This is a genomic window from Streptomyces sp. NPDC104371 (assembly GCF_055583785.1).
Window position 1 is genome coordinate 713,233 of the sequence record NZ_JBVJNF010000003.1, and the last position, 25,600, is coordinate 738,832.

Genomic DNA, 25,600 nt, shown 5'->3' on the forward strand with positions numbered 1-25,600 from the left:
GGGCCCAAGGAACGCCGGAGGTCTGTCCCATGACCCTCTTCCCCGCAACCGGCACCCCCCAGCGCCAGACCGGCGTCGGCACCGACTTCTGGACCGTGCTGGCACGGATCGGGCAGATGGTGGGCGGTGACCGGGTGAGCCTGCCGGTCGAGGAGATGACCCACGTCCCGATCACCCCGCTCGGCCCCAACACCGGCCGCTACCGCTCGCGCGCCGTGCGCGCCGTCGTCCGGCCCCGCACCGCCGACGACGTACGCGGCATCGTCGAACTCTTCGCCGACAGCGGCATCGCCGCCTCCCTGCACGCCTACGGAACCGGCGCCAACTGGGGCCTCGGCTCCCGCGAACCCGCCCGCGACGGCGCGGTCGTCCTCGACCTGTCCGGCCTCGACCGCATCCGGGACATCGACGTCGCCCAGGGCTGGGCCGTCCTCGAACCGGGCGTCACCCAGGCCCGGCTCGCCACGCTCCTCGAAGGCACCGGGCGGATGCTGAACCTCACCGCGTCCTCCGCCCACACCAGCGTCGTGGGCAACGCCCTGGACCGCGGCGTGGGACTGCGCCATCAGCGGGTGGACGACCTGATGGGCCTCGAAGTGGCCCTGCCGGACGGCACGTCGGTCCGGGTGGGCTGGTGGCCCGAGCCCGACCGCCCCACCCCCGTCTACGCCCATGGACTCGGCCCGTCGCTGGTGCAGCTCTTCGTCCAGTCCAACCTCGGCGTGGTGACGGCCGCGACCGTCCGGCTGCTGCCCCGGCCGGAGGCGCTGCGCGTGGTCCGGCTGAACTTCACGCCCGACCGCACGGAGGCGGCGACCGCCGCGGTACGCCGCTGGGTCGCCCAGGGGCTGACCAGCGGCGTCGTGAAGATCTACAACGAGGCCGCCGCCCGCGCCTACGGCAGCCCGCCCGGCCGGTGTCTGGTCCATGTGTGCGTCGACGGCACCCTCGAGGCGGTCGAGGCGCTGACCGGCGTCGTCACCGCCGAGGCCACCCGCTCCGGCCTGTTCACCGAGGTGTCCGACACCGACGCGACCGACCTGGACACACCCCACCACGACATCGCCGTACAGGTCGAGCGCGCCTACGCCGGTGACCCGGATCCCACGGACGCCCTGTTCGAGACCAAGACCGGCCACCCGGCCGGGGCGCTGGACAAGGAAGGCGGCATCCTCCTCTTCCTTCCCCTCGTGCCCTTCACCGGGCCCGCGCTCGCCCGGGTCGGCGAACTGCTCGAACAGGTCCTCGCCGAGACCGGGATCCGCTGCGGGGCCACACTCAACGCACTGAACGCGGACGTCGTCGACTGCGTCGTCACGATGCGGTTCGCCCGCGAGGACGAACACGCCACCGCGAACGCCCACCGGGCCCTGGACCGGCTCTACACCCTCTTCACGGCCGAGGGGTTCATCCCCTACCGCCTCGACGTCGAGCACACCGGGGCCGGCCGACTGACCGCCGGAACCGGCGAACGGGCCCTCGCCCAGCGCCTGAAGGACCTCCTTGACCCGCAGCAGGTCATCGCCCCGGGACGCTACGCATGAGCGCGCCGCGCCCGACAGGGGCCACCGACACGGCTGTTGACCTGACCGACCTGACCGCCGAGGAGATCCTCGCGCGAGCCCGCGCCGTCGCCCCGCGCCTGCGCGAACGCGCCGAAGACATCGAAGAGAACCGGCAGTTGCCCGCCGACGTGGTGGAACTGCTGCGCGGGACCGGCGTGTTCCGAATGGCCGTGCCCAAGGCGTTCGGCGGGCCCGAACTCGACGCCGTGCAGCAGACGGAGGCCATCGAGGCCCTCGCCGCCGGTGACGCCTCCGCCGCCTGGTGCGCCATGATCGGTATGGACACCGCGATCTACGCCGGTTACCTCGCCGAGGACACCGCCCGACGACTGCTCGCCGACCCCGACGCCGTCACCGCCGGAGCCATCATGCCGATGGGACGCGCCGAGCGGGTGCCCGGCGGCTACCGGGTCACCGGGCAATGGCACTTCGGCAGCGGCATCACCCACTGCACCTGGGTCGTCGGCGGCGTCCTGGTCACCCGCGACGGCGCACCCGAACCGGGCCCGCCCGGCACCCCCGGCAACTGGCGGGTCGTCATCGCGCCCGTGGCCGACTTCGAACTCCAGGACACCTGGTACGCCACGGGGCTGGCCGGTTCGGGCAGCCGCGACTACCGGACGCAGAACCTGTACGTGCCCGAGGAGTTCACCTTCAGCTTCGCCGACCCACGGGTCACCGGAGCCGCGGCAGCCCCCGACGCGGTCCTGCGGAACATGCCGGGCGTACCGCTGGGCGTGGCGCGCGCCGCCCTGGACCATGTACGGCACGTGGCCACGACCCGCATCGACCGTGCCACCGGCACGCCGTGGACCGAGGACTACCGGGTGCAGACCGTCATCGCCCAGGCCGAGATGGACCTGGCCGCCGCCCGCTACGCCGTCTACGGCAGTCTGCGCGAGCAGTGGGACCGCCTGGAGGCGGGGCGTGAGCTGAGCCCCGACCAGCGGGTGGCGACCGTGCTGGCCCGGGTCAACGCCTTCCGTACGGCCCGCTCGGTGGTGGCCGCGCTGTTCGACCTCGTGGCCACGGCCGCCGTCTACCGGCCGTCGGTCCTCGACCGTCAACTGCGCGATCTGAACGCCATGTGCCAGCACGTCATAGCCCAGGACCAGGTCGTGCAGTCCGCCGGAGCCCATCTCCTGGGCGGCGCCCCGCGCAACACCTACAGCCTCGGCCTCGTACCGGGCCCCCGCCCCGGCCGGCCGGAGGCCCGGGTCCGGCGGGACGGGTACGAGAGGCCCTGAGTGGAGCGTCGTGTCGAGGAACGGGTTACGGGGCCGCGGCGGCGACCGGTGTGTCCTGCCGCCGCCCGGCCAGGTAGGAGCGGTACCAGGACCCGCTCAGGGCGAAGTCCTCGGCGAAGCTCCGGCCGGGAGTCTGCCCCATCAACCCCCACAGCCGGGAGGTGTCGTACCAGTGGTCGACCGTGAGCAGAGACAACTGCCGCTGCCAGTGCGGATCCTCGCACGCACCGGGCCAGGAGCGCGCCTGCTCCTGCGCTATCTCGCCGGAGGGCAGTGGCAGGCCCACCGCACGGGCCGCCGCCGCGAACAGGTCGTGTCCGCTGACCGGTTCGGGGCGTCCGGCGTGCAACACCTCACCGCGCGGCAGCAGTCGCGTCAACGCCAGGCGGGCGATCACCCAGGCCAGGTCGTCGGCGCCGATGACCGACATCAGCGCCCTGCCGCCGTCCACCCAGTGTGGCAGGACCTTCATGAACCGCACCATCGAGGGCACCACCCACTGGTCACCGGCCCCGTAGACCAGATGGGGGCGCAGCACCAGACCGCCCGCGGCCAGCACCTGTTCCTCGCCGGCGAGTCGGCTGACGCTCGTCGGCGAGACCGGGCCGACGGTCAACTGGCCCTCCGGGGTGCCCAGATGACGGCCGTCCTGGTAGACGGCCGTGGTACCCAGCTTGATGATCCGGGAGACACCGGCCCGCTCCGTCTCCGCGAGCAGCGCCCGCGTACCGGTGTCGTTGACCGCGCGGCACTGCTCCGTACTGCCGCCGATCCGCGAGGCCAGATGCACCACGGTGTCGACGCCGTCGCACAGGCCGCGCAGGGAGGCGAGGTCGCACAACGTGCCGCAGCGCACGTCCACTTGACCCGTGCCGGGCAGGCGCGGCGGGGTGCGGTGGACCAGCAGGCGGATCTCCGGCGCGCTGGGATGCGGGTGCATGGAGGCGAGGAGGGCAGCCACCCGGGCACCGATGAACCCGGTGCCACCCGTGATCAGAATGCGTTGTCCTGCCATGTTCTCGTCCCTTTCAGCCGCGTGCGGATGTGGACGGGGAGGAAGTGGATCAGGCCAAGTGTTTGCCGAAGCGATAGTGGAAGGCCTTCCTCCGATAGCGTGAGATCATGACGCAACAGGGCCTTCTTGCAGGCAAATCTGCCTTTGTCACCGGTGCGAGCAGTGGCATCGGGGCCGCCGCCGCACGGGTGTTCTGTCGCGAAGGTGCCGCCGTCATGCTGGTGTCGCGCCGCGAGGACCGACTGGCCTGTCTGACCGCGGAGTTGCGGGACCGGGGATACGACGTCGACTACGTGACCGCCGATGTCGCGCGCAGCGGCGAGGTGGCGGCGGCCGTGGAGCGGACGCTCAGCCGATTCGGCGGGCTGGATGTCGCCTTCAACAACGCGGGCGTCGGAGCGACGCGCACGCCGCTGCATGTCACACCCGACGAGCTGTACGACACGATCATGGACACGAACGTGCGCGGGGTGTGGAACTGCATGCGCCATCAGATCCGCGTGATGCTCGCGCACGGAGGTGCGATCGTGAACACCAGCAGCACCGCGGGGCTGGTGGCCACCCCGGTCGCCGCCCCCTACGTCGCCTCCAAGCACGCCGTCCTCGGGCTGACCAAGGCCGCGGCCGTCGAGTACGCGGCGCAGGGCATCCGTATCAATGCGATCGCGCCCGGTTCCACGCACAGCGAGATGATCGACACCTGGCTCCAGGAGGAGCCCGGCGCCCGGGAGTTGCTGCTGAACGCGGCCCCGCTGCCGCATATCGCGGACCCCGAGGAGGTCGCCGAGGCGGCGGCCTGGCTGTGCAGCGACCGGGCCTCGTTCGTGGTCGGGGCCACCATGCCGGTCGACGGCGGCTGGACGGTGCGTTGACCGTGCCGTACTCACCGACCGGCCAAGCCGCCCTGCAGACAAAGACGTTGACTCCGGGACGGGTGAACGCGAGGGGAGGGCACGGCGCATGACAGTGACGGGCGTTCGGCCGGGAGGCGGCGGACACGGGCCGGGGCACGTGTCTCCGCGCGTGGACCGCGAGGTCGGCCGTACGTCCTCCTCCTCTCCGGGGTCTGCCACGAGGGGCGGTGTATATGCCCGTTCGGTGCCGTACCGTGCCGCGGCACGACGGGATTCGGCCGAAGGCCTGCGGGAAGCGACGGCGGAAGCGGAGAACGCCGTTCACACACCGGGCGGGTCCTGCCGGGAAGAGCGGCGGACACGGACGGCGGGCTGTGCCGCAGGCCTCGGATCACGAAGGAACGTCCCGCTGAGCGTCGCACGACGGACGGTCGGGCGGGTGAACGCGAGGCATCGCGCGGTGGTGGGGCACCGGAGGCGTGGGGTGCGTTCACATCGGCCGTCGGCGGACGGCTCGCGTGGGGGAGAGGGAGGAGCGGCTGCGCCGGGCGTCCTCCCGGGTTGTACGCGCGGCGTGCGCCGCGGGCCCTGCGGGCCGGGTGCCCTAGCGGGCGACGGACTGCTCGAAGCGGATGGTGAACGCGAGCTGTCCGTCCTGATGGCCCGTCACCTCGACGCGGGCCGTGCCGTCGTCGGCGATGCCGGGGTGGGCCTCGATCCGGCACGGTGTGCCGAGTTCGACGTAGCGGCCGAAGTTCATCTCGGAGGCCTGCGGGCTGAACCGCCCGGTCGCCGTGGAGAGATGGGCGGCCTGCTGGGCGGCCTCGACGAGAACCATCGCCGGTACATGGTCGTTGGGCCGGTCGAAGAAGAGTTCATTGGACAGATCGGCGCGCAACTGCCAGGTGTCCGGGGCGTCTTCGGGGGTGAGGACCACATCGCAGGTCCGGCCCCGGTGTACGGCCTCCGGGTCCACCGGGGTGGGCAGCACGGCGTGCGGTGCGAGAGAAGAGGTGGTCGGCACCTGCCCGCGTATACGCGTATACGCGGCGGGCGACGTGACGTTGAACCGGATGGAGCCGCTGCCGACGGTGCGGTCCTCCGACTTCAGGACCATCTCCATCGTGGCGCTCGCCGGTACGCTCGCCCGCCGTCGCACCTCGGTGACCTCCACCTCCAGGGTCAGCGACGTGGGGTCGGCGGAGCGGGCCGGGAGCCAGTCCGGCTCGAGCCGGTGGCACAGCTCCCACATCACGAACTGGTGCCCCTGGGGCACTCCGAGTCCGGCGTGCGAGACGAGGAGCGTGGCCTGACGGATCGTCTCCAGGACGAGCGAGGCGGTGTAGCGGCCGTCCGGTGTGAGGTACAGGGCGTGCTCGCGCGGCCAGCGTGCGGAGACGCTGAAGCGTGTGTCGCTGTGCTGCGTCAGGCGCGTGGGCAGGACATCGCGCAGATGGGCCCGGTGTACCAGCGTCCTGTCGACGGGCAGAGCCGGATCGGCCGGCGTACTCCCCGTCGTGACGTCGGGGAGCGCGGTGTGGAGCGTTCCGCGGTGGGCTTTCCGGACTGCCGTAGCCGTAGCACTCAAGGTCATTGCCGCTTCTTTCTAGGTGAAGGTGCATGACTGTGACGAGGTGCACGAGGCGCGGAGTATGGCTGATTGGCTCCGCGCTCGGTAAGGTACAGGCATGCGGGTTTGTTTTTCAATGGGAGAGATGAACCGGCGTCAGGCAAGGTCGCCGTCCCCAGGACGGCCGGGCACAGAGAGGGGGCCGCGTGGCACGACAAGAGCGTGCGCTCAGGACCAGGAAAGCGATCTTGGAAGCGGCCGGAGAGGTCTTCGCCGAGCGCGGTTATGCGGGGGCCACGATCTTCGACGTCTACAGCAGGTGCGGGGTCACGAAGGGAGCCTTCTACTTCCACTTCCCCTCGAAGGTGGCGCTCGCTCAGGCGGTACTGGACGAGCAGGTGAGCGGTCAGATCGGCTATCTGGAGATGCCACCGGCCGACCATCCGGTCAAGCTCCAGGACGCCCTCGACGTCGGGTTGTTGGTGTCCCACCGGCTCACCTTCGACCGGATGCTGCAGGGCAGTATCCGGCTCGCGGTGGACCAGGTGCACGAGATCGACCGCCGCGTTCCCTATCAGGCGTGGTTCGACGTACACGTCCAGATCCTCACCGAGGCCGAGCGCCGGGGGGAGTTGCTGCCGGACGTGGACGTGGCCGACGCCGCGCAGATGATCGTCGGCGCGTTCAGCGGAGTGCAGTTGCTCTCGGAGGTGATGAGCGACCGCAGTGATCTGGAGGAGCGGATCGCCGTCCTCTACCGCTCCCTCGCTAGGTCGATCGCGACCCCCGAGACGCTGACGAAGCTCGACATCTCCGCCGACCGCGGCAAGCAGCTCATGGCCAGGGTCGAGCGGGACAAGCAGGAGGAGCGGTCCGCCTAGTGGACGAGTCCGCCGCGGGGTCGGGGGCCCGGCGGCGGACTCGGCGCATGTCCTCCTCGGGGCTTGGAGGTTCGAGGACTCGAGAGTTCGGGGGCTCGGTTCGAGGGCTTGGAAGTTCGAGGGCTCGATAGAATACAGGCAGGCTGGTATGTTCTCTGGTCCAGGGAGTACAGGAAGTACGTGACCGGAGAGGGGAGCCGTGTCATGCAGTTTCAGCAGTTACGTGCATTCCGTGAGGTGGCGGCGGAACTGAGCGTCACGCGGGCCGCGAAGAACCTGCACTACGCCCAGTCGACCGTCACGGCCCAGATCAAGAACCTCGAAGAATCCGTCGGCACCGAGCTGTTCGACCGCAGCCGCCGCCAACTCTCCCTCACCGAAGCGGGGTTGGCGCTGCTGCCGCACGCGGAACGCATCATCGAGATCGCCGAGACCGCCCGGCGCGAGGTGCGCGCCGTACAGCAGGGCTCTGCTCACCACGGCCGCTGCGGCCGTCGCATCACCCGACAGGCCGCGCGCTGACGCCCTGTCGGGCCCCTTGAACCCCTGGAGCGCGCCGAGTTCCGCGCTCCAGCTCATCACCCCTGCCGCTCGGCGGCCGGTCTCTCGGAGCCGGCCGCCTTCTTGCTGCCTCGAAGCGGCGCGGGACCTCCGCGTCGGTGTGAAGTCGTCCGGGAATCGTCGAGGAATCGTCCGGGAAAGAAACCGGTGCGCGTGATTCCGTCAAAGCCGGTGCGCTGCGCGGCAAGTGAGTCGGCGGATCGCTTCCTACAGTCACTCGCATCGAACGATTCCGTTCCGTCCGCCGCGTGTTCGCACGTCCCGTGCGCCCGGCCGCGCGGTCGGTGATTCTCGAGCCGTCCGTCCATCGATTGGTGACTGACACATGCCCCCAGGAATCTCGATCGGCGTCATAGGCGGCGGCGCGGCTGCCGTCTGCCTGATCGACGCACTGGCCCGCAGCGAGATCGAACCGGGCAGCCTCACCGTCTTCGAACCTTCCCGGAGCCTCTGGCGCGGCAGGGCCTACCAGGAGGACGACGCCACCGTACGCGTGAACGCGACCCCCGACGACATGACCGTACGCGCGGGCGACCCGGGCCACTTCGCACGCTGGGTGGCCGACCACGACCGCGCCACCGGCACCGTCCAGGGCCTCGACCACGTCTCGGGCGCCCGCTTCGCGCCGCGCCCGCTCTACGGCGCGTACCTGGCGGAGTCCGCGAACACCGCCGTGGCCGGGCTGCGACGCGACGGGTGGCGGGTCGACATCGTCCCGGAGGCCGTCACCGAGGCTGTCAGAGAGCCCCACCGGGTACGGCTCGGCACCGGCCACGGACCGGCGCGCGCACACGACTACGCGGTGCTGTGCGTCGGCGGTGACGCCCCCCGGGACGTCTACGGGCTGTCCGGCGCCCCCGGCTTCGTAGGCGACCCCTACCCGCTCGCCCGCTCCCTGCGCCGCGTCGGCGCCGACGACCATGTGGCGGTGATCGGCAGCGGACTGACCGCCGTCGACATCGTGCTCTCCCTCGCCGCCCGCGGCCACCGCGGCCCCATCAGCCTGCTGTCGCGACGCGGCGTGCTACCGGGCGTACGACAGCGGCCCGTTCACTTCCACCTGCGGCATCTGACACCCGAGCGGGTGCGTCACGAGGCGTCCGTAAGGCGGGAGTTGAGCCTTGAGGACGTCGCCGCGCTGCTGCGGGCGGAGTTCCGCGACGCGGGAGCCGACCTCGGCGCCGTGGCCCGCGAGATCGACCGGGTCGACGTGGAGGACCCGGTGGACCGACTGCGCCGCCAGCTCGGCGAGGTGAACTCCCCGCATCCGGGGCTGCGGATCCTCCAGCGCGCCGTACCCGAGACCGGCCCCGACCTGTGGCCCGTACTGCGCGAACGGGACAAGCTCCATGTCCTGCGCGCCCATTACCGCGTCGTCATGAGCCTGTGCTGCCCGATGCCGCCCAGCAGCGCCACGGTGCTGCTCGACCTCGTCGAGGCAGGGCAGTTGACGATGCGCTCCGGGCTGCTCGACATCGTGCCCGCCGAGCGGGGCGGCTTCGATGTCCTCACCGCCGACGGAACCGCGTTCCGCGCCACGAAGGTGATCAATGCCGTCAACGCCTCCGAGGGGCGCGTCCCGACCGGCGCCCGGCCTCTGGTGACTTCGCTGGTCCGCGCGCGGGCCGCCGACCACCACCCGTACGGCGGGCTGCACTTGGCCCGCGCGACCAGCCGCCTCACCCACGACGGACGGCCCGACCCGCGCCTGTACGGGCTGGGCAACATCGCCGCCGGTGCCCTGTTCTTCACCTTCGGCATCCCCTCGCTGGTCGACCGGAGCCAGGACATCGTCACCGCGATCCGCGACCACCGCGCCACCGCGCCCGTACTCCACGACGAGACCGTACTGACCCCGGCCTGACCGGCAGGGCACAGCACGGCACCAGGAAGGAGACGTCACCCCGATGACCACGATCATCACGGAACCCAGTGCGACACCCGGCACCGTCATCGAGCCCCACGCGATACCCGGCCCCCTAACCGAGCCCCGCCCGCCCCATCTGGCCGACACCGCGACCGGATTGCCCATCCCCGCCGAACCGCACTTCGCCACGCACGAGGAGTCCCGTCGCCACCGCAAACAGCGACTGGCCGCCGCCGTACGGCTGTTCGGCAAGTACGGCTTCGGGGAAGGGATCTCCGGGCACATCTCCGTGCGCGACCCCGAACACGAGGACCGCTTCTGGACCAACCCCTTCGGCGTCTCCTTCAAGCAGGTCCGCGTCGCCGACCTGATCTGCGTGGACAGCACCGGCCGGGTGGTCAGCGGCCACCACCCCGTCAACCCCAGCGCGTTCGTCATCCACTCCCAGATCCACGCGCTGCACCCGCGCGCCGTCGCAGCCGCCCACGGCCACACCCCCCACTCCCGCGCCCTCGGCGCCCTCGGCCGCCTGCTGGATCCCATCGACCAGGAGTCCGCCGCCTTCTACGGCCGCCAGGTGCTCTACGGGGACTACGAGGGCCCCTCCGTCTCCCTCGACCAGGGCCGCGACATCGCACACCACCTCGGTGACAACCGGGCCGTCCTGCTGCGCCACCACGGGCTGATCACCGTAGGAGGCTCCCTGGACGAGGCGGTGCACTGGTTCCTGACCTACGACAGTTGCGCCCAGGTGCAGTTGCTGGCCCAGGCCGCCGGTACCCCGCAGACCCTCAGCCACGGGCAGGCGCTCGCCGCCCGCGAAGGCTTCGGTGACGAGCAACTGGGCCATTTCAGCTTCCAGTTGCTCTGGGACGAGATCGTCGCCGAACAGCCCGACCTGCTCCAGGAGTAGCCGGCCCGCACGCCCCGACCCGGCCGCTCACCCACTCCACCCCGGCCACTCACTGCACCTCGACCCGGCCACTCACTCCCACCCCGACAAGGAGGCGCATGTCCACCCTGCGATGGCTCACCGCCGGCGAGTCGCACGGACCGGCCCTGACCGCCGTGCTCGAAGGCCTGCCCGCCGGTGTGCACACGTCCACCGGCGACATCGCCGACGCCCTCGCCCGCCGCCGCCTGGGGCACGGCCGGGGCGCCCGGATGAAGTTCGAACGCGACGAGGTCACCTTCGCCGGGGGAGTGCGCCACGGCCGCACCCTCGGCAGCCCGGTCGCCGTCCGTATCGCCAACACCGAATGGCCCAAGTGGCAGACGGTGATGGCCGGTGACCCCGTACCCGCCGAGGTCCTCGCCGGTCAGGCCCGCAACGCGCCCCTGACCCGCCCCCGCCCCGGCCACGCCGACCTGGCCGGGATGCAGAAGTACGGATTCGACGACGCGCGGCCGGTACTGGAGCGGGCCAGCGCGCGGGAGACCGCCGCCCGGGTCGCCCTCGGCCACCTCGCCGCGTCCTTCCTCCACCAGGCCTACGGCATCAGGCTCGTCAGCCATGTCGTCGCCCTGGGCGGACAGCGCTCTCCCGGTACCGAGCTGCCCGGACCCGACGACACCGCACGGCTCGACGCCGACCCGGTGCGCTGCTTCGATCCCGGGGCATCGGCCGCCATGGTCGCCGCGATCGACCGCGCGCACCGCGCCGGGGACACCCTCGGCGGGGTCGTGGAGGTCCTGGTGCACGGGCTGCCACCGGGCCTCGGCTCCCATGTGCACTGGGACCGCCGCCTGGACGCCCGTCTGGCCGGTGCGCTCATGGGCGTCCAGGCCATCAAGGGCGTCGAGTTCGGCGACGGCTTCGCCCTCGCCGACGTACCCGGTTCCCTGGCGCACGACGAGATCCTGCCCGGCGCGGACGGGCTGCGCCGCGCCACCGGCCGCTCCGGCGGAGTGGAGGGCGGCATCTCGACGGGCGAGGTGCTCCGGGTGCGCGCGGCGATGAAGCCGATCGCCACCGTGCCCCGCGCGCTGGCCACCGTGGACGTGGCCAGCGGCGAGAGCACCGTCGCCCACCACCAGCGCTCCGACGTGTGCGCGGTACCGGCCGCGGCCGTCGTCGCCCAGGCCGTCACCGCGCTGGTCGTCGCGGACGCGGCGCTGGAGAAGTTCGGCGGGGACAGCGTCACCGAGACCACCCGCAACCACCGCAGCTATCTGACCCATCTGGCCGTCAAATGAGGTGTTCCATGACCCTTTCGTCCTCCACCAGCCGCCCGGTGTCCGCGCCCGCCGCCCCGCAGGAGACCGGCACCGCGCCGTATCCCGTGATCGTCGGCCACGGCCTCGACGCCCACATCGACCGCCTGCTGGGCGAGCACGCGGTGAAGGTGGCGCTGGTCCACCCGCCCGCCCTGGCGGCAGCCGCCCGCCACGTCACCGGTGAACTCGAACGGCACGGCCGTCAAGTGGTACCGCTGCCGGTGCCCGTCGGCGAGCACGCCAAGGACGCCGGAGTCCTCGTCTATCTGTGGACCTGTCTGGCCCAGGCGGGGCTGACCCGCTCCGATGCCGTCGTCGCCCTCGGCGGCGGCGCCACCGCCGACCTCGCGGGCCTCCTCGCGGCCACCTGGCAGGGCGGCATCCGCCTCGTCCTGGCACCCTCCACCCTGCTCGGCATGGTCGGCGCCGCCGACGGTGGCCGCGGCGCCCTGAACATCCCCCAGGGCAAGAACCTGGTCAGCGCCCACCACGAACCGGCCGGTGTCGTGTGCGACCTCGACCTGCTGCGTACGGTGCCGCACGCCGACCACGTCGGCGGCCTGGCCGAAGTCGTCAAGACCGCGCTGCTCACCGACCCCGCCCTCCTGGACCTGATCGAGGCGGACCCGGCGGCGGCCACCGACCCGGCGAGCGATCTGACCGCCCACCTCGTCGAGCGGTCCATACACCTCAGAGCCACCCTCACCCACGGCACACGGGGGTTCCTCGACTACGGCCACACCCTGGGCCATGCCCTCGAGCACACCCAGGGCTACCGGATCCGGCACAGCCACGCCGTGTCCATCGGCATGGTGTACGCCGCCGAACTCGCCCACCAGGCCGGGCGGTTGGCCGACCATCACGTGGCACGCCACCGCGACGTGCTGCGGGCGCTCGGACTGCCGACCACCCATCCGCGACACGCCTGGGAGCGGCTGAACGCCTCACTGACCACGGACGGCGACACCCGCGCCCGACGGCTGAGCTTCGTCGTCCTGGACGCGCCGGGCCACCCGGGACTCCTGGAGAACCCCGCCGCCGAGCTGCTGCACGCCGCGTACCTTCAGGTGGCTTCGTGAACACCGCCACCGCCACCGCTACGGCCACCGTCGCGCCGGAAGCGCGCCCCACCGCCCCCGTCCCGGTCTTCATGGACGGAGGCGGACCGGACGGGGCGGAGGGCGAAGCGGTCGACGCACTCGTCCAGCGCGTCCTCGCACCGCTGCCGAGGCGGGACCAGCGGCGCGGCGGCGAGTCGTACATCCGGGGCCTGCTCGCGGCGACCGGCCGTACGAGCATGCGCGCCGTCGCCGCGCGGACCGGGATACCGGCCGACGTACAGCGACTGAACCACCTGGTGAGTGAGTCGACTTGGCCGTGGCGCCCCCTGCGCGACGCCCTGGCCGAGCACATGCTCGCACTCGCGCCCCCCGCGGCCTGGGTGGTGCACACCGCGACCACCCCGCGCACCGGCCGTACCGGGGTCGGGACCGACTACTTCGCCGACCCGCGCACCGGACGGCCCCTCAACGCCCAGCGCGCGGTGGGGCTTTGGGCCGCCACGGCGCGGGGCGGATACCCCGTCGACTGGCATCTGCGGCTCACCACCCGCTGGCTCGACGACCTTCGGCTGCGCCGCCAGGCGGGCATCCCCGAGGACGCCGTCGTCGTGGACGAGGCGGAGGCCGGGCTCGCGCTGCTCCTCACCGCCGCACGTGCCACCGGCCCGGCGCAACCGCCGGTTCTGCTGGACGCCCGGCAGGCCGGGGCCGGCCGGGTCGCCGGGCGGCTCGCCGCGGCGGGCATCCCCTACCTGTTGCGTATCAGCGCCTCCCAACTGCTGGCCCCGCTCGGCCCCGACGGCCGAACCGTCGGAACCCTGGCCACGGCCCGGCAGTTGGCGGCCGGTCGGCCCGCGGGCCGCTGGAGCCGCGTACCCGCCCCCGGTCCGACAGGCGTACGGGAGGTGGCCCGGCTGGCCTGCCGGGCGGCCGACGCGCCTCCCGGCCCGCGGCAGCGCCAGGTCCTGCTGGCACAGAAGGACCCCAACTCCCGCCAGGACGCGGCCTACTGGCTCACCGACCTCGTCGACACCCCGGTGGCGGCGCTGGTCCGGCTGGCGGCCACGCCCGCCCGCGTGGCGCGCGATGTGACCCGTACGGGGCGGCGGGTGGGTCTGTACGACTTCGAGGGGCCCACCTTCGCGGGCTGGCACCGGCACATCACACTCGCCTCCGCCGCCCACGCCGCCGCCCTTCTCGGGCGCGGCCGGTCCGCGGCCGAGCCTCGATCGCTGATCCATGTCGTATGAGCCGTACGAGGCGTGGGCTCGTCCGAGGAGTGCGCCCATGACGGCGCCTTCGGGCGTGACCGCGGGAGGGTGTGAGCCATGAGGCGAGTTCCCCGGTCGGTCACCGGAGGCTGGACCACCTGGCTGTGCGCCGGGACGGCCACCGGCTCGCGCGCGTGGACGACACCACCGTCCCCGTGCCGCAGGACGTCCCGGCCCGTCAACGGGGCTGCCCTGTGCGGCAGATGGAGCGGACCGTCGCCCGGACGTCCACCGAGGACCTCCCGGCGCTGCACCGGACGCTGACGGCGACCGGTGCGGCGCCGGGCGCTTGCCTGTGCGCATGCGTCGTGGCGGGGCTTGCCTGTGCGGATGCGTCGTAGCGGGGCACATGCGTCGTGGCGGGCGCGGACCGTCGCGAGGTTCGCGCCCCCTCCGATCCGTCCGTCCCATCGAAGTTTCCGATACAAGAGTCATACCGGCACGCGGGTATGTTTTCATGGTGTGAGGTGAGGGAGAGCCCGCTCGACGGTCGCTTCGTCCCCACGCATGAACGGAGGTCACCGCAGTGCCACGCCTCGATGAACGCAAGCTCGCCGGAACGCTGCTCGTGGACACGCCCGCACCTTCCGGCCGCGGGGGAGTGCAGACCGTCAGGGAACACGACGAGCCGCTCCACGGAATCACCACGACCCATCAGTTCGGCGGGGTCCGGGTGACCCTGGTCAGCGGCGGACCCGGTGAACTGGTCCGCCCGGCACGGCTGATCGACGCGCGTACGGCGGGCTGCCTGCGCCTGCTGAGGCCGTTGACCGGCGAGGTCTGGGCCTTCCAGGACGGCCGCCACGGCACCGTACGCGCCCCGCAACTCATCTGCTACGACAGCACCCGCCCGTACCGGGTGATCATGCCCGAGGACTTCCGGCTGGTGGATGTCACGGTGCCCCACCGGCTGGTCGGCCTCACCACCACCGAGGCCGACCGCATGACGGCGAGGCCCTGGACGGGCACCGAGGGCCTGGCCGCCCTGCTGTCCTCCCTGCTGGAGGGGATCGGCCGACACGGCACCGAGGTCGAGACCGCGGTGGACCTCCTCGGCGGCAGCGTCGCCGGGCTCACCGCGGCCCTGTTCGCCGAGCGCATGCGCGAAGTCGCCGAGGACGCACAGATCGCCCGGCAGGCGCTGATGCTCCAGATCCAGGCCTACGTCCGCCAGCGGCTCCCGGAACCCGGACTCAGCCCGGTGACCATCGCCCGCGAGCACAACGTCTCGCTGCGCTATCTCCAGAAGGTCTTCCAGGAGTACGGCAGCAGCCCGGCCCGGTGGATCCGCGACGAACGGCTGGCCCGCTGCCGCGCCGAACTCGCCGACCCGTCCCTCGACCACCTGCCCGTCGCACTCATCGGGGAGCGCTCGGGACTCTACGGGGCCTCCCACTTCAGCCGGCTCTTCCGCGACCGATACGGCACCACACCCAGCGAATACCGCAGGGAACGGGGGTAGTTCATGACCGGCACCGATCTCGGCAGGGGCACCGCGGCGACGACGACCCGCACGCTCGATCCCGCGGATCCCGTTCCCGCCCCTGGCGGCCACCACAGCCCACCACGCGACGAGCGGGACAGGAAGGAACACACCGCCATGAACGCAACGGCACCGGTCGGCGCGCTGCGGATCGGGGTGCTCGGACCGCTCGAGGTCCACGCCCAGGGAGAGGACCGCACCCCCACCGCACCCATGGCGCGGCGCGCCCTGGCGCTGCTGCTGCTCAACGCCAACCGCCTGGCCTCCACATCGACGCTCATCGAGGAACTGTGGGAGGCCGACCCGCCGCGCCTGGCCCGCAAGACGGTGCAGACGTACGTCTACCAGATACGCAAGGCGCTCAGATGCCCCGCCGACCCCCACGAGCGGGTGCACACCGCACCCGGCGGCTACCGGATCGACCTGCGGCCGGGGGAGCTGGACCTGTGGGAGTTCGAGCACGCGGTCGTCCGGGCGCGCACCGCCCTGAGCGAGGGCGACCCGCCCACCGCGGCCTCGCTGCTGCGCGACGCGCTCGCGCTGTGGCGGGGCGAGCCGTTCGCCGGTCTCGAGGCCGGGCCGATGCTCGCGGCGCAGATCGCGCAGATCGCCGAGGCCCGGCTCAACGCCCTTGAGCTGCGGATCACGGCGGACCTGCAACTGGGCCGACACCGCGACGTGGTGGGGGAGTTGCTCCAGCTCACCGCCGACCATCCACTCAACGAGGAGTTCGCCGCCCACCTGATGCTCGCCGCCCATCACTCCGGGCAACGGGCCACGGCCCTGGAGGCGTTCACCCGGCTGCGCCGCCGACTCGTCGACGAACTGGGCATCGAGCCGTCCGAGCGGCTGCAGAAGCTCCAACAGGACGTGCTCAACGAGGCGCTGCCGCAGATCGCCCCGGACGAGACGATGGTCCACACGGCCCCGGTGCCCCCGGAGCACCCGCTCGGAGCAGCGCCCGCGACCGCCGTCGCCCCACGCCAACTCCCGCTGGACATCCCGGACTTCACCGGCCGCGTCGCCGAGACCGCACGGCTTGCCGCGCTCATGGCGCCGACCGGTACGGAGTCGGACGACAGCCCGCGGCGGATCAGCGCACCCGGACCCCGTGTGCTGGTGGTCCTGGGCCCGGCCGGAGTGGGCAAGACCGCGCTCGCCGTGCACACCGCGCACCAACTGGCCGCACACTTCCCGGACGGAACGCTCTACACCCGCCTGCACGACGCCCAGGACCACCCCCGCCAGGCCGCGGCGGCCTTGGGCACCCTGCTGCGGGGCCTCGGCCTGGACACGGGACGGCTGCCCGAGGACACCGACGAACTCTCCGGGATGTTCCGTGCCGCCAGCTCCGGTCGCTCGCTGCTGGTCATGCTGGACGACGCCGCGAGCACCGACCAGGTGCTGCCGCTGCTGCCCGCCGACGGCCACAGCATCGCCCTGGTGACCTCCCGCGTCCGCCTGCCCGGCCTGCCCGGCGCCCGCACCCTGTCGCTCGACCCGCTCTCACCCGCCGACGCCACCGAGTTCTTCACGCGGCTGGCCGGTCAGGAACGCCTCGCGGGCGACCGTGATCTGCTGACGCGGGTGACCGGGCTGATGGGCAACTTCCCCCTGACCCTGCGCACGGTGGGCGAGAAGTTCGCGGCACGCCCGATGTGGACACTGCCGGACCTGGCCCGCGGACTGACCAACGACGGCCATCTGGCAGCGGAGTTGCACGACGAGGCCTGCGACGTCCTCGCACGAGCGTCCGGCGCGGTCGCCCGACTGCCCCAGTCCCTGCACCGCTCCCTGTCCGCCCTGGCCTCGGCCGGCCCCGACACCTTCGACATCGCCAAGGCCCGGCAACTGCTGGGCGGGGACATGTGGTCAGTACAGTCCGTACTGGGTCAACTCCTCGATCATCACGTCGTGTTGACGGCAAGTCACACGACAAGCGCCGCCACCCCTGACTACCGCATACCGGAACTGATCCGTCTGGTCTTCCCCTCGCCCGACGACGCCGAACTCCACGCCGCGCCCACGAAGGACACCACCCACCGCGTGCGCCGATCCACGGCGAGCGTTCTGACCGCGGCGGGCTAGGAACGAGAGATCCGCGGTCGTGCGCGTCGACGTGCACGACCGCGGAACCCTTGACCCGCTGGACGAGCTGCTCGCCCTGGCGACTCCGCATGCGCGCGTAGCCCAAGTCGCGTTCCTCGCAGCGCCGTTGCCGATGCCTGACCTGGCGTGCCCTCCGCGCCCCTCTCTGCCGACGGCCGGACCGATCACCCGAACCCCACCCCTGACCTGCGTGTTTTCCACGCCTTGGTCGGTCCTTGGTCGGCCGCACGGAAGCTGCTGACACCACCGGACGGCGTGGAGTCGTCGCCCGGCCGAGCAAGTGAGGTGAACGGGATGCAGACCAAGGCGCACACGCGTATACGCGATCACGAGGTGCCCTGCCCCGCACCGGAGACGGCACGGGAGACGGTCCAGGAGGGGATCCTGGAGGAGCTGGCCTCGGTGCTCTTCACCTCTCTGCCGCGCAGCGACCAGCGACGCAAGGGCGTTGAGTACGTCCAGGGGCTGCTCGAAGCCGAGGGACGCAAGTCCATCCGTAACATCTCCTCGCTGTTCGGAGGCGAGGCGGCCGAGCAGAGCCTGCATCACTTCATCAGCGGCTCCACCTGGGACTGGGAGCCGGTCCGCCGCGCCCTGGCCCGCCACCTCGAGAAGCTCTCCCCGGCCCGCGCGTACGTCCTGCGGCCGATGGTGATCCCCAAGGCGGGCGACAACTCCGTAGGCGTGGACCGTCACTTCTTCCGGAGCCGCGGCCAGGTGATGAACGCCCAGCAGGCCGTGGGTGTTTGGGCGGCTTCCGACGAGCACAGCACGCCCGTAAACTGGCGCCTGCACCTGCCCGAGACCTGGCTGGAGGACGAGACCCGCCGTCGGCAGGCCGCGATTCCCGAGACCCTGCGACCTGAGACCCTCGACCAGGCGGGCGTAGCGGCCTACCTCGACATCACCCGGGACTGGGGCCTTCCGGTGCGCCCGGTGGTCATGGACGCCCGCGAGGCCGATGTCACCGACACCGTACGCAGGTTGCGGACCGCCGGTGCTCCGATGCTGCTGCGCGTCGCCGCCGACCTGCGGCTGTCCGCCGTGGACCTGGGCATGCCGTACACCGGGGGCGGCATGGAGATGACGGCACGTCAACTCATGCTTGTGGCCCGCCCGTTGTGTCAGCCGGTCATCGTGCGGTACCCCGGCTCGACCGCCGACGCCGTGTACACCGGGCTGACCGCGACCGTTCAGGTTCGCCTGTCCCAGCACCCCGTACGGCGGCCCGCCCGGTCCCGTGACCTGCGGCTGCTCGGCGTCGGCGAGAACGGCGGGCGCTGGCCGGCCGAGCTGTGGCTCACGGACATCGCCGACCTGCACCCCGCGCACCTGCTCCGTCTGACCCGGCTCACCCGCCGCGTCGACCGGGACTTCACTCGGATCGCCGACCGGGTCGGCATCAGGGACTTCTCCGGCCGCTCCTACAGCGGCTGGCACCGTCACGTCACCCTCGCCTCGGCCGCACACGCCATCGCGATGCTCTCCGGCACGGCCAGGTCCGTGAGGGAGGTCGCCAGGGCCTCCTGAGCGCCGGGGCGGCGCAGTGTAAGGCCCCGACAGGCGACTGTCAGCCACAGTACGGGCCGTTGCGTCAGCTATGGTGCCGATCCGGCCACCAAGCTGACGGATTGCTTTGGCTTGTTTTGGTGACCACGGAACTCCAGGCACACGATCGGCGGACCAGGCCGTCCACGTGTGCGAGGAGTTCGCATGACCAGCCAGCCGCAGGCGGACAGGCGCGGCGCGCCCGCCGTCACAAGGGCCGCGCCCCGCCTCCGCAGCGCGTCCGGTTCCCGGGTCGTGGTGCGTACCTCCGGCGGGCTGGTGGCCGGTTCACGCACCGCCGCCGTGGCCGTCACCGCGCTCCGAGGCGTCCCGCACGCTTCCGTCGCACCGCGTTGCCCTGTGCCACGCTCACTCCTACATCTACGCGCGTGCCCGCGCCCTCGGATGCCCAGGCGCGGTGTCCGCCCGCCCGCGCGCTTCAGTGACGTCTCCTTCCACGGCCCGGCAGTTCACCCGCCGGGTGTTCCCCGCCCCAGTGGGCGCCCCATGCGAGGTGACCTCGCCGTTCTGGTTCGGAACCCGCCAACTGCCGTGGTTCGTCGGCGGCTTCGGCGACAGCAGCATCGAACGGATGCTGCCCCACGCCTTCATTGATGCCCTGACCGCTTGAGTCACGGCATTTCGCCAGGGGCGGGTTCGCCACTGCCGAGGTCGTCACCATCCCCAAGTTCTCCCAGTTCCCTTGCTGTTGACGAGGTGGGCTGGGCGCCGCGCCCGTGACGCCGCTGTCGAGGGCGCATGACCGCACCACCCGGCTCCGCGACCCTGATTCCACTTGTCACCGCCCCTGCGACTACACCTGTCACTACACACTTCACCTGTCACTACGACACTGCACCGTCTCTGCACCGGTCACCACTCCATCTGTCCACACACAGCGGCCCACGCCGCGTCGTCGTCGCTTCTTCGTCTGGAGACATCCATGGAGAACCTGCTACTCGACATCGACATCGACCCCACGACAGCCGCCCAGCAGCCGGACTGGGAAGACCAGGCCCAGTTACGGCGCATCCGCTCGGACCTCTCGGCTCGGCCCGCGTTGGTGCGTGCCGAGGACGTGTGCCTGCTGCGGCGTCAACTGGCGCAGGTGGCGGCCGGAGAGGCCCTGGTGGTGCAGGCCGGGGACTGCGCGGAGGACCCCGCCGAGTGCACCCCCGGGGACGTGGCCCGCAAGACCGCCGTACTGGACCTGCTGGCCGGATCGCTTCGGCTCATCACCGGGAAGCCGGTGATCCGGGTGGGCCGTATCGCCGGGCAGTTCGGCAAGCCGCGCTCTCGCCCCACCGAGCAGATCGATGGCTGTGAACTACCGGTCTACCGGGGCCACATGGTCAACGACCCTCACCCCTCCCCGGACAGCCGCCGCCCGGACCCCCTACGCCTGGTCACCGGTTACATGGCGGCCGACGACATCATGCGTCACCTCGGCTGGCACCGGACCTCGCCGGACGGACACATCGACCCGGCGGTATGGACCAGCCACGAGGCGTTGTTGCTCGACTACGAGGTCCCGCTGCTGCGGCAAGCGGAGGACGGGCTGCTGCTGTCCTCGACGCACTGGCCGTGGATCGGGGAGCGCACCCGGCAGCCCGACGGCGCACATGTCGCGCTGCTGGCCGGTGTGGTCAACCCGGTGGCCTGCAAGGTGGGCCCCACTACCACCGCCGAGGACCTGCTGGAGCTGTGCCGCCGACTGGACCCGCGGCGGGAACCGGGGCGGCTCACCCTCATCGCGCGCATGGGCGCCGACAAGGTGGCCGATGCCTTGCCCCCGCTGGTGGAAGCGGTTCGCGACGCCGGGCACCCCGCCGTCTGGCTCACCGACCCGCTGCACGCCAACACCGTGACGACGCCTGGTGGGTTCAAGACCCGTTACGTGGAGTCCGCCGAACGCGAGGTCGCGGCCTTCCACCACGCGGTCGTACAGCACGGTGGTGTGGCCGGCGGCCTGCATCTGGAGACCACGCCGGACTCGGTCATGGAGTGTGTCCCCGACGCGCGCATGGCCGACCTGGTCGGCGACTCCTACCAGAGCTTCTGCGACCCCCGACTCAACGTCAGCCAGGCCGTCTCGGTGGTGTCCGCCTGGCATCAGTGACCCCCGAAGCACAGCGCACGTCCCTGTCCGTATGACATGTGGCATGTGAAGGAGAGGCACGAATGGAGAACGGACTGGAGAAGAAGTTGGCCCTGGTGACCGGCGCGGCCGGTGGCATCGGCGCCGCCGTGGCCCGCGTCCTGGGGGAGCGGGGTATTGCGGTGGCGGCGGTCGACCGCGACGCCGCCCAGCTCGAGGAGGTGGTGGCCAAACTCGGCGTCGACGACCTGCCGGTGGTGGGGTTCGCGGCGGATGTGTCGGACAGTGCGGCGGTGGAGGCGCTGGTCGGTGAGGTGGAGCGGTGTCTGGGTCCGATCGATTACCTGGTCAATGCGGCTGGTGTGCTGCGGTTGGGGGAGGTGAGCAGTTTCAGTGATGACGACTGGAACAGTACGTTCGCGGTGAACACCACGGGTGTGTTCCATCTGTCGCGTGCTGTGGTGGGGCGTATGGTGCCGCGGCGGTGTGGTGCGGTGGTGACGGTGGCGTCCAATGCTGCCGCGACGCCGCGTTCGGGGATGGCGGCGTACGCGGCGTCGAAGGCGGCGGCGGAGATGTTCACCAAGAGTCTGGGGCTTGAGGTGGCCCGGCACGGGATCCGCTGCAACATCGTCGCCCCTGGTTCCACGGACACGCCGATGCTCAGCTCGATGTGGCACGACGAGTCCGGCCCGCGTGCCACTCTCACCGGCAACCTCGACGCGTTCCGTGTCGGTATCCCGCTGGGCAAACTCGCCCAGCCGACCGACGTGGCCAACGCGGTCGCCTTCCTCCTCTCCGACCAGGCCTCACACATCACCCTCCACACCCTGACCGTCGACGGCGGCGCCGCACTCGGCGCGTAGGAGAAGCCCCGAACGTAACGTCGACCGCCCGGCGGCCGGCCCCGGTGACAACCAACCGGAGCCGGCCGCCATCTGACGTACTCCCCGAAGACCTGACGGGTTCGGCAACTGGGCTTTGCCGCCTGGCCGAGCGCCTTGGAACATCGCAGCGATGGGTCTGGCGCTGTTGCGTTGCCAGTGTCTGTGAGTTCCGGAGAGGGGTGTTGGTTGTGGTGAAGGTTCTGGCGGATGGGTTGGTGGAGGACTATCTGGCGCGGATCGGTGCGGTGCGGCCGGGGTGTGCGGATGTGGCGGGGTTGCGGCATGTGATGGAGCGTCATCTGTTGTCGGTGCCGTTCGAGAATCTGGGCTATCACCTGGATGAGGAGATCTTCATGGATGAGCGTGTCCTGGAGAAGATCGTGTATGGGAATCGGGGTGGTGGTTGTTTTGAGGTGAATCCGGCGTTGTCGTTCTTGCTGACGGCGTTGGGGTATGAGGTGGAGATTCTGCCGGGGTGGGTGCATCGTCCTGGTGGGTTGTTGGGTCCGTTCCAGGGGCATCTGGCGTTGCGGGTGAGGGCGGGGGGTGAGGACTGGCTGGTGGATGTGGGTTTCGGGCGTAACAGTCGTTTCCCGTTGCGTCTGGCGTCGCGTGAGGTGCAGGTGGATCCGCATGGTGAGTATCAGTTGCGTGATGTGGGTGAGGGGGTGGTGGATGTGTATCTGGGTGGTAAGCCGTTGTACCGGGTGGCGGACCGTCCGGTGCGGGTCGAGGATTTCGCTCCGACGCTGTGGTGGTACCGCACTTCGCCTGACTCCTCGTTCCTGCAGGGCTTGTTCTGCTCGGTGCGCACGGCTGACGGGCTGGTCACGTTGAAGGGCAACAAGCAGGTGAGCATGGTTGCGGGTGAGGAGCGTTCGCGGCGGGTGCTGGAGAGTGAGGCGGAGGCGTTCGCGGCGTACAAGGAGTATTTCGGTATCAGTCTGGAGCGGTTGCCCCGGGAGCCTGCGGGGGGCGTCACTGCGGGCGTGCGGACGGAATGACACTGATGAGTAAGAACACGAACACAGACTTCGATGTTCTGGTGGTCGGTGCCGGGCCGACCGGGCTGCTGACCGCGGTTGAGCTGCTGCGGCGCGGGGTTCGGGTGCGGGTCATCGACCGTGCCGAAGCCCCGTCCACCACGCCTAAAGCACTGTCCGTATGGCCTCGGGCCCTGGACATTCTGGAGGATGCGGGGCTCGCCGAAGGTGTGCGGCGTGAGTCCGTCCACATCAGTCGGCTGAGTTACTTCTCCGAGCGTGCTCCCCTGGCTTCCTTTGCGTTGGATGAGGACACTGCGTGTCGGGTGTTGCCGCAGCATGTGACTGAGCGGCTGCTGGCCGAGCGTCTTGCTGAGCTGGGTGGCAAGGTGGAGCGTGAGGTGCGCCTCCTGGCTCTGGAGGGTGTGGACTTCTCCGGGAATCTCGAGGCCAGTGATGGTGTCACGGCTGTCGTTGAGCATGGTGATGGTCGTGTGGAGCGTGTGCGGGCGCCGTTTGTGGTGGGTGCTGATGGTGCGGGCAGTGCGGTGCGCGGGCAGCTCGGTATCGGTTTCCAGGGCAGTACGTATGAGATGGCGTTCGCGTTGGTTGATGCGCGGATCGAGGGTGAACTGCCTGGGGATGAGTGTTTGTTCTATCAGGCGCCGAGTGGGGCGTTGGTGGTGGTGCCGATGCCTGGGGGTGTGTACCGGTTCTTGTCGGTGATGCCTCAGGGCCGGCATGAGGTGTCGCTGGAGATGATGCGGGAGATTTTGGAGGACCGCGGTCCGCGTGGGGTGCGGTTGACGGAGGCGGTGTGGCAGGCCGTGTTCCGTGTTCATGCGCGTCGTGCTACTGATTTCCGGGTGGGGCGGGTGTTCCTTGCCGGGGATGCCGCGCATGTCCATAGTCCGGCGGGTGGTCAGGGGATGAACAACGGTCTGCAGGACGCCCAGAACCTGGGCTGGAAACTCGCCGCCGTCATCCAAGGCACCTCCCCTGCCTCGCTGTTGGAGAGTTACGGGGTGGAGCGTTCGGAGGCGACCCGGCAGATCCTGCGGGATACGGACCTGCAGACCAGGGCGTGGGTGGCGGACAGCCGGGCCAAGGTCCGTGCCCGCGATATGACCTTCAAACTCCTCGACCGCACCGGCATCGTCTCCCGCTTCTATACCCCCGTCATGGCCGGACGCCGCCTCGCCTATCCGCCTGTGCGTGACACCCAGCGGCCCTCCGGGCTGTCGGGTTGCAAACTCCGCGGCCGGGTTCCTGGAGGCCTGAAGGACGGTGCGGTGTTCCCGCGGCGTCACGCCCTGGCGCACGGCATCAGCGGTCCGGGAACGGATCCGGGTGCGTGGACGCTGGTGTTGGCGTCGTCGTCGCAGGCCTGGCGGGCGGAGGCCGGTCATGTCGCGGCCCGGTATCAGGAGTTGCTGCGAACGGTCGTGCTGCGGCGGCGTGAAGCCGCTGTTGCGGCGGGCTGCCGCAGTGGTGGGTTCTGGCTGGTCCGGCCGGACGGGCACGTTGCCGCGCACGGTCACGAGGGTGATCTCAGCCACCTGGAAGCCGAGCTGAAAGCGGTTCTGAACAGCCAGGACAGTGTGGGTCGGCGGGGAGTTGACGGATAACTGGGTGGGCTCTTCTGGTGGACATCGTTGATGCGTAATGTCCAGGTCATGAAGCTGAGAGAGGGCGTGGAATGGGCGGTGCACTGTTGCATCATCCTGTCCTGGGTCCCTGAGGGCAGGGCGGTGCCGGTGGCGAAGCTGGCCGAGTTCCACGGTTTGCCCCCGGCTTACCTGAACAAGCAGATGAACGCGCTGGCACGGGCCGGGATCGTCTCCTCCCATCCTGGTCCTCGTGGTGGGTTCCGTCTGAGCCGGGTTCCTGAGGAGATCAGTCTGATGGACGTGGCCGTCGCTATCGACGGCCAGGCGCAGGCGTTCTTGTGCACGGGCATCCGTCATCAGGGTGTTGCGGGCCGGATCACCGGTCCCGAGGCCCGCCGTATTCCGTGCACGGTCGCGCAGGCGTTCTCCACCGCGGAACTGGCCTGGCGCCACCGCCTGGCAGGACAGACCATCGCCGACCTCGCCGAAACCGTACGCCAGACCAACCCCACAGCCCCCGACCACATACACCACTGGTTCAACCACAACTAACCCCAACCAGCAAGGCCCCCAGAACCAGCAGCACAACCGCTCCACCGCACAAGGGCTCAAACCGCTCAACGGCTCGTCCCGTAATCGCCGGGCCATGTCTCCGGCAGTTGGCGCGTTTAGCGCGTCGTTTCCGACCCCGTAGTGAAAGGCACAGTCATGCCGTCTTCGGCCACAAGCGCTGTCCAGGCGCAGCGCCGGCGTCCTGGACTTCTCCTGGCGTT

General features: G+C 70.8%; 21 protein-coding genes. 19 read left to right on the plus strand and 2 right to left on the minus strand.

Features of this window, described 5'->3' with window-relative positions; genetic code table 11:
• Nucleotides 1-29 precede the first annotated feature (29 nt).
• On the plus strand, nucleotides 30-1,544 hold the full coding sequence (locus ACZ60T_RS13895) for an FAD-binding oxidoreductase (protein WP_469666045.1): 1,515 nt from the start codon (nucleotides 30-32) through the stop codon (nucleotides 1,542-1,544).
• The gene (locus ACZ60T_RS13900; RefSeq protein WP_469666046.1) at nucleotides 1,541-2,812 is read left to right on the plus strand and encodes an acyl-CoA dehydrogenase family protein; all 1,272 of its coding nucleotides are present in this window, start codon (nucleotides 1,541-1,543) and stop codon (nucleotides 2,810-2,812) included. The genes ACZ60T_RS13895 and ACZ60T_RS13900 overlap by 4 nt, the downstream gene beginning before the upstream one ends.
• 25 nt (nucleotides 2,813-2,837) lie before the next feature.
• On the opposite strand, the gene ACZ60T_RS13905 is transcribed toward ACZ60T_RS13900, so the two are convergent.
• Nucleotides 2,838-3,827, minus strand: coding sequence for an NAD-dependent epimerase/dehydratase family protein (locus ACZ60T_RS13905; RefSeq protein WP_469666047.1), 990 nt, complete (start codon nucleotides 3,825-3,827; stop codon nucleotides 2,838-2,840).
• Nucleotides 3,828-3,934: 107 nt separating this feature from the next.
• On the opposite strand from ACZ60T_RS13905, the gene ACZ60T_RS13910 reads away from it, so the two are divergent.
• The gene (locus ACZ60T_RS13910; protein ID WP_365627310.1) at nucleotides 3,935-4,699 is read left to right on the plus strand and encodes a glucose 1-dehydrogenase; all 765 of its coding nucleotides are present in this window, start codon (nucleotides 3,935-3,937) and stop codon (nucleotides 4,697-4,699) included.
• Between the two features lie 586 nt (nucleotides 4,700-5,285).
• Here the strand turns inward: ACZ60T_RS13910 and ACZ60T_RS13915 are convergent.
• Complete coding sequence (locus ACZ60T_RS13915; RefSeq protein ID WP_469666048.1) at nucleotides 5,286-6,275, minus strand: ScbA/BarX family gamma-butyrolactone biosynthesis protein; 990 nt, start codon at nucleotides 6,273-6,275, stop codon at nucleotides 5,286-5,288.
• 182 nt (nucleotides 6,276-6,457) lie between these two features.
• Between ACZ60T_RS13915 and ACZ60T_RS13920 the strand changes: the two genes are divergently transcribed.
• From ACZ60T_RS13920 to ACZ60T_RS13995, 16 genes are all read left to right on the plus strand, one after another.
• Nucleotides 6,458-7,132, plus strand: coding sequence for a ScbR family autoregulator-binding transcription factor (locus tag ACZ60T_RS13920; RefSeq protein WP_469666050.1), 675 nt, complete (start codon nucleotides 6,458-6,460; stop codon nucleotides 7,130-7,132).
• Nucleotides 7,133-7,336: 204 nt separating this feature from the next.
• Nucleotides 7,337-7,654, plus strand: a complete 318-nt coding sequence (locus ACZ60T_RS13925) for a LysR family transcriptional regulator (protein WP_365627320.1) — start codon at nucleotides 7,337-7,339, stop codon at nucleotides 7,652-7,654.
• 364 nt (nucleotides 7,655-8,018) lie between these two features.
• Nucleotides 8,019-9,557 carry an FAD/NAD(P)-binding protein gene (locus ACZ60T_RS13930; RefSeq protein WP_469666051.1) on the plus strand — a complete coding sequence of 513 codons (1,539 nt, stop codon included), beginning with the start codon at nucleotides 8,019-8,021 and terminating at the stop codon, nucleotides 9,555-9,557.
• Between the two features lie 43 nt (nucleotides 9,558-9,600).
• The gene (locus ACZ60T_RS13935; RefSeq protein WP_469666052.1) at nucleotides 9,601-10,473 is read left to right on the plus strand and encodes a class II aldolase/adducin family protein; all 873 of its coding nucleotides are present in this window, start codon (nucleotides 9,601-9,603) and stop codon (nucleotides 10,471-10,473) included.
• A 98-nt stretch (nucleotides 10,474-10,571) separates the two neighbouring features.
• On the plus strand, nucleotides 10,572-11,756 hold the full coding sequence (gene aroC / locus ACZ60T_RS13940; RefSeq protein ID WP_469666053.1) for a chorismate synthase: 1,185 nt from the start codon (nucleotides 10,572-10,574) through the stop codon (nucleotides 11,754-11,756).
• An 8-nt stretch (nucleotides 11,757-11,764) separates the two neighbouring features.
• Nucleotides 11,765-12,856 (plus strand): 3-dehydroquinate synthase family protein, encoded by a 1,092-nt coding sequence (locus tag ACZ60T_RS13945; protein WP_469666054.1) that lies wholly within the window; start codon nucleotides 11,765-11,767, stop codon nucleotides 12,854-12,856.
• Nucleotides 12,853-14,088, plus strand: a complete 1,236-nt coding sequence (locus tag ACZ60T_RS13950; RefSeq protein WP_469666055.1) for an IS701 family transposase — start codon at nucleotides 12,853-12,855, stop codon at nucleotides 14,086-14,088. Before ACZ60T_RS13945 ends, ACZ60T_RS13950 begins: the two co-directional genes overlap by 4 nt.
• Before the next feature lie 71 nt (nucleotides 14,089-14,159).
• Nucleotides 14,160-14,450 (plus strand): hypothetical protein, encoded by a 291-nt coding sequence (locus ACZ60T_RS13955; protein WP_469666056.1) that lies wholly within the window; start codon nucleotides 14,160-14,162, stop codon nucleotides 14,448-14,450.
• Nucleotides 14,451-14,635: 185 nt separating this feature from the next.
• Entirely contained in the window at nucleotides 14,636-15,571 is a 936-nt protein-coding gene (locus ACZ60T_RS13960; RefSeq protein ID WP_365627338.1) for a helix-turn-helix domain-containing protein, read from the plus strand.
• A 3-nt stretch (nucleotides 15,572-15,574) separates the two neighbouring features.
• The gene (locus ACZ60T_RS13965) at nucleotides 15,575-17,680 is read left to right on the plus strand and encodes an AfsR/SARP family transcriptional regulator (RefSeq protein ID WP_469666058.1); all 2,106 of its coding nucleotides are present in this window, start codon (nucleotides 15,575-15,577) and stop codon (nucleotides 17,678-17,680) included.
• Nucleotides 17,681-17,995: 315 nt separating this feature from the next.
• Complete coding sequence (locus tag ACZ60T_RS13970) at nucleotides 17,996-19,231, plus strand: IS701 family transposase (RefSeq protein WP_469666059.1); 1,236 nt, start codon at nucleotides 17,996-17,998, stop codon at nucleotides 19,229-19,231.
• A 961-nt stretch (nucleotides 19,232-20,192) separates the two neighbouring features.
• On the plus strand, nucleotides 20,193-21,368 hold the full coding sequence (locus ACZ60T_RS13975; protein WP_469666060.1) for a 3-deoxy-7-phosphoheptulonate synthase: 1,176 nt from the start codon (nucleotides 20,193-20,195) through the stop codon (nucleotides 21,366-21,368).
• A 74-nt stretch (nucleotides 21,369-21,442) separates the two neighbouring features.
• The gene (locus ACZ60T_RS13980; protein WP_469666090.1) at nucleotides 21,443-22,213 is read left to right on the plus strand and encodes a 2,3-dihydro-2,3-dihydroxybenzoate dehydrogenase; all 771 of its coding nucleotides are present in this window, start codon (nucleotides 21,443-21,445) and stop codon (nucleotides 22,211-22,213) included.
• A 209-nt stretch (nucleotides 22,214-22,422) separates the two neighbouring features.
• The gene (locus ACZ60T_RS13985; RefSeq protein ID WP_469666061.1) at nucleotides 22,423-23,238 is read left to right on the plus strand and encodes an arylamine N-acetyltransferase family protein; all 816 of its coding nucleotides are present in this window, start codon (nucleotides 22,423-22,425) and stop codon (nucleotides 23,236-23,238) included.
• 5 nt (nucleotides 23,239-23,243) lie between these two features.
• A complete protein-coding gene (locus ACZ60T_RS13990; protein ID WP_469666062.1) occupies nucleotides 23,244-24,845 on the plus strand; it encodes an FAD-dependent oxidoreductase in 1,602 nt (533 codons plus the stop codon).
• A gap of 48 nt (nucleotides 24,846-24,893) precedes the next feature.
• Nucleotides 24,894-25,379, plus strand: a complete 486-nt coding sequence (locus tag ACZ60T_RS13995; RefSeq protein WP_469666064.1) for an RrF2 family transcriptional regulator — start codon at nucleotides 24,894-24,896, stop codon at nucleotides 25,377-25,379.
• The last annotated feature ends 221 nt before the right edge of the window (nucleotides 25,380-25,600 follow it).